The organism is Pseudomonas sp. MD195_PC81_125 (assembly GCF_014060985.1).
Classification (GTDB): Bacteria; Pseudomonadota; Gammaproteobacteria; order Pseudomonadales; family Pseudomonadaceae; genus Aquipseudomonas; species Aquipseudomonas parakoreensis.
In genome coordinates this window covers 1-7,713 of record NZ_JABULD010000229.1, presented here as the reverse complement: position 1 = coordinate 7,713, position 7,713 = coordinate 1, and the positions used below count along the sequence as shown (strand labels likewise).

The following is a 7,713-nucleotide window of genomic DNA, read 5'->3' as shown; positions in this document are numbered from 1 at the left end:
CTCGCTCCCACATTTGAAATGCAATCCATTGTGGGAGCGAGCCTGCTCGCGAAGGGGCCATTCGCCCTGACGGAAATTCCGGATCAAGCCGCCCGCAGCGAAATGAACGCATACGTCTGCGCCGGCTCCGTCACCACCTGCGCCCCAGCCGCCAGCAATTGCCCGGCCACGTCGTCTCCGGACAAATGAAACAGCCATTCACTGGATGCTGTGTTCAGTGGCTGGGAAGACACCTGATCGATCACAGACGCAAAAGCGTCCATCTGCGGTAAATACGCGGTGAACCCATCGCCCTTGAGTGCTGTGGTGCGAATTCCCAGTGCGGCACAGATCGCGTCCTTGATCCGGATGTCGTCGCGATCAGCCTGGCGTGAGCGCTGGATCAATTCCAACAGCTCCTGGTCAACCAGCTCCCCGCCGGCAATCAGCAGCGGCCCCTGCTGCCACGACTCTGGCGGGCAATCCTTGGCGGCCGGATTGAGCGGGATGTGCGGATTGATCTCAGCGGGATAAATCCTGCACACCAACGGTCGGCGCTCGTAGATGCGGCACCGGTTGTCTTCGTCAAGATTCCGGCAGCGACCGACGTTGTAGGCGGCGAAAGTGATTGCCACGTGGGCCTCGGTGGTACCGCTGCGCACGGCCGCTGAACGTCGTTCAGCGTGTTCACGCTGCTGCGCCGGCAGGCCCAGGCCGTTGCCGAGAAAAGCCTCCACCAGCACGATCACCTGACCACCGTCCGCCGCCCACATGCGGGCTTCGGCGAGGGTCAGGGGCACATGGTGGTCGGTGCAGCATTTGCCGCAGCCAACGCAGGAAAACGTCGTATTCATTGCACGATCAATCTTCAATCAGGGTGTGAAACAGCGACGTAAAGTCGCCAGGCTGAGGCTGATCGAAGCAAGTTGTGCGCCAGTCCTCAAGGCTTGGCGGTCGGATGAATCGAGTCCCATTCGGTGACGAACGCGGTTTTCGACTTTTTGTTGTACAGGCACAGTTCGGTGCCTTGTTGGCCTTTCATGTGTTTTTGCGGGTATTGGCCTTGCAGCAGCACGGCGGTATAGCCGACGCGGTCATCGAACTGCGCGGGGCTGCCGACCGGTTTCGCAGCTTTCAGGCCGCTGGCCTTGGTGCAACTGGCGAGCACGGTTTTGTCGTAAGCGGCCCAGGCATCGGGGCTGGAGGCGTGGGCCTGGGAGGCGAGGGCGGTGAGGCAGAGCAGGCTCAGAGTGAGGGTTTTCATGGGGGCGGCGTCCTTGGTCTTGAGAGTCCAAAGGTTGGAGTATGCCTAAAGACTTTTGTTGCCTGATGAGCCGCTAAAAGATCGCAGCCTGCGGCAGCTCCTACAGAGAAATGCGATCTTTTGACTTTTATTCGGCTGGCACCAATTCCCGGCGAACCACCATCATCCCGGCACTCTCATACAACCGCTGCGCCCGCAGGTTGTCTTCCAGCACCTTCAGATCGACAAATCCTTCGCGCCTTTGCTGAAACACCTTGAATGCATTCAACAACAACGCCCGACCCAGTCCACGACCCTGAGCGCGCGGATGCACCACCAGATTCTTGATGTAGGAACTGGTCCAGCACTGCGCCACCCCGATCACGCCTTCGGCGTCTGTGGCAATCCAGCACAGCTCGGGATCGTATTCGGCATCGCTTTCAAAGCGCTGTTGCCACTCTTTCAGCACTGGCACGCGGCCGCCGCCCTCGCGGTAACCGCGTTGCATCAGTTGATGCACGGCCGCCGCCAGTTCCGGGCGGTAAGTACTCAGTTCAATGCCTTCCGGCCAGTGCGGCGGCGGCACGTCTTGACGAAGGTCGCGCCGCATCAGAAAGCAGTACGTCTGGCTCAAGAATCAATGACCGTTGGCAGCGACGTGTTTGGCGGCTTCGATCAGGCGCTGGGTCAGTTCCGGCGACGAGAACTTGGTCAGCACCGCGTTGGCCCCGGCCAGGCGGGCCTTTTCGCTGTTCATCGCGCTGTCGAGCGAGGTGTGCAGCAGCACGTAGAGGTGGGCGAAGTCCGGCGTCTCGCGCAGGGTGCGGGTGAAGGCATAGCCGTCCATTTCGGACATTTCGATGTCGGAGACGATCAGGTTGATCTGCTGCGCGGTGCCTTGCAGATCCAGCAGGCAGTCGATGGCTTCCTTGGCACTGCGCGCGGTGTGGCATTGCAGGCCGAGGTTGCGCAGGGTGTGCACCGATTGCTGCAGCGCTACCTGGCTGTCGTCGACTACCAGAATCCGTGCATTGCCCAGCACTTCGGCATCTTCCATGCTCAGGTCGGTCGGGGCCATCTCGATCTGCGCCGGGGCGATGCTGTGGATGACTTTCTCGATGTCGAGCACTTGCACCAGCGTGCCGTCGACCGAGGTCACGCCGGTGATGTAGGCGCGCGAACCGCCGGAGCCGAACGGTGGCGGCTTGATGTCGGTGGTCAGGCAATGGACGATTTTGCTCACCGCCTGCACGTGCAGTCCCTGCTTGGAGCGGCTGACGTCAGTAACGATCAGGCAGCCGCCGTTCGGGTCTTCCAGCGGTCGCTCGCCAATGGCGCGGCTGAGGTCGATCACCGACAGCGACGCGCCGCGCAGGGTGGCGATGCCTTTGATGTGCGGATGCGACTCGGGCATTTTGGTCAGCGGCGGGCAGGGGATGATTTCACTGACTTTCAGCAGGTTGATCGCCATCAGCTTGCCGCTGCGCAAGGTAAACAGCAGAAGCGAAAGTGAATCTGCGCGGGCTTTGGTGGAAGACATATAAACCTTCTGTGGAAAAAGGTGATGGGCGAGGGTGCAAATCGCCAGAAACTATTGATGCCGGGTTATCGGCGTTAACGGGGTGGGCTTTAGGTCGGTTATCGGGTAGGGCAAGAATCATCTGTGGCGAGGGGATTTATCCCCGATGGACTGCCCAGCAGTCCCATTTCTTGGTGCCGCTGCGCAGCACATCGGGGATAAATCCCCTCGCCACAAGGAATCCACTCAAACTGGCTGAAGTGATTACTTCATGCCTAATCGCTTGGCCATCCGCCCCAGATTCGCCCGGTCCAGCCCCAACTCCCGCGCCGCACTGGCCCAGTTATCCTGGTTACGCTCAAGCGCAGCGCTGATCAACTGCCGCTGATATTGCTCGGTGGCGCTGCGCAAATCACCGCTGATCAACGGTATCGCCGGTACTGCAGAGGCAGGCGCTGGCGAGTTACCCACAACCTCACGCGGCAAATCCAGATCCGCCGCGCTCAGGCTGAGAATCTTCGGCCTGACCTTGCAGTTGCCCAGCGCCTTCAGCGCACTGCGCCCGATCAAGTGTTCCAGCTCACGCACGTTGCCCGGCCAAGTGTAGGCGAGCAGCGCGTCCTGAGCGTCGCTGCTCAGGCGCAGGCTGTTGAGGCCCATGCGCGAACGGTTCTGTTCCAGAAAAAAGCCGCTGAGCAGCAACACATCGCGCCCGCGATCGCGCAGCGCCGGGACTCGCAGCGGGTACACGCTCAAGCGGTGATAGAAGTCGGCGCGGTAACGGCCGCTGCGCACTTCTTCGGCCAGATCGCGGTTGGTTGCGGCGATCAGGCGCACATCGACCTGATGTTCCTTGTCCGAGCCGAGCCGCTGCAACTGGCCGCTTTGCAGCACGCGCAGCAACTTGGCCTGCACGGTCAGCGACAGTTCGCCGACCTCATCGAGAAACAGCGTGCCGCCATTGGCCAGTTCGAACTTGCCGCGACGGTCACTGGTGGCACCGGTGAAGGCGCCGCGCACATGGCCGAACAGTTCGCTTTCGACCAGCGTATCGGGCAGGGCCGCGCAGTTGAGGCTGATGATCGGTTTGTCGGCACGCGGGGAGGCGGCGTGAATCGCTTGCGCCACCAGTTCCTTGCCGACCCCGGTTTCGCCAGTGATCAGCACGGTCAGGTCGCTGCCACCGACCAGATTGATTTCCTCCATCAGCCGTTTGTGCGCCTTGCTCTGGCCGATCATTTCGCGCTGCTGCTGGCCGCTGGCCTGGCGATAGACCTCGGCGCGCTGATGCTCGTCTTCGGCGCGCAACGCCAGGCGTTCGATACGTTCAGCGGCGTTGACCGTGGCCGAGGCGAGGCTGGCGAACGCTTGCAGGGCGTCGAGTTCGATCGGCTCGAAACGCTCCGGATCGAGCGCATCAAGGGTGATCAGGCCCCAGAGTTTTTCATCGACGAACAGCGGGCAGCCGAGGCAGTCATGCACTTCGAGGTGATCGCCCAGACCATCGACCAAGCCGTCGTAGGGATCGGGCAAGTCGCTGTCGGCGGCGAACCGCGTCGGCCCGGCGCCGCCCAGCAGGATCTCGAAACGAGGATGTTCGCTGACCTTGAAGCGCCGGCCGAGGGTGTCGGTGCTCAAACCATCCACCGCCAGGGGCACCAGCCATTCGCCATCCAGGCGCAGCAACGCGGCGGCGTCGCACGGCAGCAGGGCGCGTAGGGCTTCGAGCAGGCGCCGATAGCGCTCGCCTTCGGGCAGTTCGCGGGACAGGTCGGAGACCAGCGGCAGTAAAGCGGTGAGCAGGCATTTGGCGGTCATGGTATGTAGTCAAAGAGACTCGATGTGGTCGAGATGACTATAAGGTGCTTCGTGTCTAAATGACTACTTATAAATTAAGCTGTTGATTTATAACGATAAAATATCTGGCATGAAAGCTGATAAGCCTAAGGAAATTCTCAAAAAAGCTCTGGAGTCACTCTTATGCTTAGCGTTCAGGATCGTGCCATCGTCAAATCCACTGTGCCTCTGCTGGAAAGCGGCGGTGAAGCGCTGATCACGCACTTCTACCGCATGATGCTCTCCGAATACCCTGAAGTCCGCCCGTTGTTCAACCAGGCGCATCAGGCCAGCGGCGACCAGCCACGTGCCTTGGCCAATGGCGTGCTGATGTACGCCCGACACATCGATCAGCTCGACCAGTTGGGCGATCTGGTGGCGAAGATCATCAACAAGCACGTCGCCCTGCAAATCCTCCCTGAGCACTACCCGATTGTCGGCACCTGCCTGCTGCGCGCCATTTCCGAAGTGCTCGGCGACGAAATCGCTACGCCGGAAGTGATGAGCGCGTGGGGCGCGGCGTACGGGCAACTGGCCGAGATCCTGATTGGCGCTGAAGCGGCGATCTACGACCAGAAGGAACAAGCGCTCGGCGGCTGGCGCGGGGCGCGGGAGTTCATCGTGGTGGACAAGGTCGAGGAAAGCGCGGAAATCATCTCGTTCTACTTCGAACCGGCGGATAAGGGGCCGATTCTTGCCGCCGAGCCGGGTCAGTACATCGGCATGAAGCTGATCCTCGATGGCGAAGAAATCCGCCGTAATTACTCGCTGTCGGCACTGGCCAATAAAGGTCAGTACCGCATCAGCGTCAAACGCGAACCGGGTGGTCGTGCGTCCAACCATTTGCACGATCAATTGCACGTCGGCGCGAGCATTCAACTGTTCCCGCCATCGGGCGAGTTCACCCTGACTGCCAGCGACAAACCGCTGGTGCTGATCAGCGGCGGTGTCGGCATTACCCCGACCCTCGCGATGCTCGAAGCGGCGTTGCAAACCGAGCGCCCGGTGCACTTTATCCACTGCGCGCGCAACGGCAGCGTGCATGCGTTCCGCGACTGGATCGACGGGCTGGCGGCGCGTCATCCGCAGCTCAAGCGCTTCTATTGCTACGCCGAAGATGACGGCGTGAGTCCGACGGCGGACAAGGTCGGAATGCTCAGCCAAGAGCAATTGGCTGAATGGCTGCCGGCGCAACGGGATGTCGACGCTTACTTCCTCGGGCCGAAGGGCTTCATGGGCGCGATCAAGCGGCATTTGAAGGCGCTGGGTGTGCCGGAGCAGCAGAGTCGTTATGAGTTCTTCGGGCCGGCGGCGGCTTTGGAGTAATTGCAAACACCGAGTCGTCTGCATCGCGGGCAACCTTGATTCTTAAAAAGTGTTTAAAGGTTAATCGTTTCTTAACCGGTTTATCGTTTATTCCCCGATGCTGATGATAGGCGCTCGTTCGTTTAACTGATCAGGATCGCCCCCATGTCGCACATCATCTTCTCCTCACGTTTGAGCCTGGCAACGCTTGGCCTGTCGGCTGCTTTGCTGGCCAGTCCGTTTGCTTCGGCCGAATCGGCGTTGATCGCACCACAGACCCTGATCGTCGATCAGAGCCTGCCCAAGGCTCAACGTGATGCAATGGAATTGGCGGCGCGGCGTTACGGCAGTTTCTGGAACAGTGGGGAAGAGGCCCTGGCCACGGCAGCCTTGTCGCCGCAGTTTGTCGACGAGACACCGCCCGAAGGGCGGGTGCAGGGCCCGAGCGGGCCGTTGCTGGCGTCGAAGTTCTTTCGCACGGCGGTGCCAGACCTGAGCTGCGAGATCGAGCAAATGATCATTGCCGGTGACCGCGTGGTGGTGCACCTGCACTTTCGCGGCCACTTCAGCGGTACGTTCAAGACTCTCAAAGGGCAGGGCCAGCGTGTAGACTTCCGGGCAACCGATATCTATCAGATCGACAACGGTCGCATCGCGGCCAATTGGCATATCGAAGACAACATCAGTCTGATGGCGCAACTGCAAGCGCAGCCGCCAGCCAGCTGAACCATGGGCATACAAGGGAAACGCGATGAGCGAGGAAACGATTCGACTGGGACGTGAGCGGCGCTTTCTGGTGCTGCTGGGCATCATCTGTCTGGCACTGATCGGCGGTGCGCTGTACATGCAGATCGTGCTGGGCGAGGCGCCATGCCCGCTGTGCATCCTGCAGCGTTATGCATTGCTGCTGATTGCGCTGTTCGCGTTTATCGGCGCGGCGATGCGCACCCGCCGCAGCATCACAGTGTTTGAGGTGCTGGTGGTGATCTGCGCGATCGCCGGTGCCGGTGTCGCCGGGCATCATGTGTACACCCAGTTCTATCCGGCGGTGAGCTGCGGCATCGACGTGCTGCAGCCGATTGTCGACGACCTGCCGCTGGCGAAGATCTTCCCGCTGGGCTTCCAGGTCGACGGTTTCTGCTCGACGCCGTACCCGCCGATCCTCGGCCTGTCGCTGGCGCAATGGGCACTGGTGGCCTTCGTACTGGTGGTGATCCTGGTGCCGCTACTGACCTCGCGTAACCGAAAAGCACTGCGCTGAGTCAACTCTTCGACGGATTGGCCGATACAGAAAACGCCCCGATTTGCGAATCAGCCGCGCGGGGCGTTTTGCATTTCAGAGAGTTTGTGAAATCACCGTGACGAACGGCAATGGAGCGTGCGACAGGTGTGCGACATGTTGTCACACACATCCTGTCGCAGGGCGTTTCAGCAACCCGGATTGGCGTAATGTTACAAAAAAGGATTGGTCTGTTTCGGCATTTTTCTGGTTTTGCACGCAGGTGCCAGATCAGGCAGTTTTAACAGGCTCTGGCAGATGGCCAGAGGCCTTTGAATATCGGGCTTTGCGCCAATTCGGTGTCGGGAAAAAGCCTTCGGAGCTGTCTGAACTGAGGTGTATAGGCCTACATTTTTTGGTGTTTTTGTTGAGAATCGATTTCGATAACATGCGGAACTTTTGCAAAAACGGTGATGGATTGTTGCTCTGAGCGATAAAAATTATTTCGGGATAAGACATGGTGTATAGGGCGCTACCTATCTACAATCGCCCGCACTGAATTCCCGGCACTGTTCAACCTTTATTAAGGAACTGGACAGGAAGTCGGGTGTC

At 60.0% G+C, this 7,713-nt stretch carries 8 protein-coding genes; 3 read left to right on the top strand and 5 right to left on the bottom strand.

What is annotated here, in order from left to right; all coding sequences use genetic code 11:
* Positions 1-83: 83 nt before the first annotated feature.
* The 5 genes from HT737_RS09880 to norR all read right to left on the bottom strand — a co-directional run bounded on the left by HT737_RS09880 (position 84) and on the right by norR (position 4,559).
* The gene (locus HT737_RS09880) at positions 84-833 is read right to left on the bottom strand and encodes a YkgJ family cysteine cluster protein (RefSeq protein WP_095668360.1); all 750 of its coding nucleotides are present in this window, start codon (positions 831-833) and stop codon (positions 84-86) included.
* 86 nt (positions 834-919) lie between these two features.
* Positions 920-1,243 (bottom strand): hypothetical protein, encoded by a 324-nt coding sequence (locus tag HT737_RS09875; protein WP_047296388.1) that lies wholly within the window; start codon positions 1,241-1,243, stop codon positions 920-922.
* Between the two features lie 127 nt (positions 1,244-1,370).
* On the bottom strand, positions 1,371-1,832 hold the full coding sequence (locus tag HT737_RS09870) for an N-acetyltransferase (protein ID WP_095668362.1): 462 nt from the start codon (positions 1,830-1,832) through the stop codon (positions 1,371-1,373).
* Positions 1,833-1,859: 27 nt separating this feature from the next.
* Positions 1,860-2,762: a chemotaxis protein CheV gene (locus HT737_RS09865; protein ID WP_007968390.1), complete on the bottom strand. Its 903-nt coding sequence runs from the start codon at positions 2,760-2,762 to the stop codon at positions 1,860-1,862.
* 243 nt (positions 2,763-3,005) lie between these two features.
* Positions 3,006-4,559 carry a nitric oxide reductase transcriptional regulator NorR gene (gene norR, locus HT737_RS09860; RefSeq protein ID WP_182402409.1) on the bottom strand — a complete coding sequence of 518 codons (1,554 nt, stop codon included), beginning with the start codon at positions 4,557-4,559 and terminating at the stop codon, positions 3,006-3,008.
* Positions 4,560-4,721: 162 nt separating this feature from the next.
* Here norR and hmpA point away from each other — a divergent pair, with 162 nt between their 5' ends.
* The 3 genes from hmpA (at position 4,722) to HT737_RS09845 (ending at position 7,143) form a co-directional block, all read left to right on the top strand.
* A complete protein-coding gene (gene hmpA / locus HT737_RS09855; RefSeq protein ID WP_182402407.1) occupies positions 4,722-5,903 on the top strand; it encodes an NO-inducible flavohemoprotein in 1,182 nt (393 codons plus the stop codon).
* 144 nt (positions 5,904-6,047) lie between these two features.
* Entirely contained in the window at positions 6,048-6,608 is a 561-nt protein-coding gene (locus tag HT737_RS09850; RefSeq protein ID WP_182402405.1) for an ester cyclase, read from the top strand.
* Positions 6,609-6,633: 25 nt separating this feature from the next.
* Positions 6,634-7,143 (top strand): disulfide bond formation protein B, encoded by a 510-nt coding sequence (locus tag HT737_RS09845; protein WP_025109264.1) that lies wholly within the window; start codon positions 6,634-6,636, stop codon positions 7,141-7,143.
* The last annotated feature ends 570 nt before the right edge of the window (positions 7,144-7,713 follow it).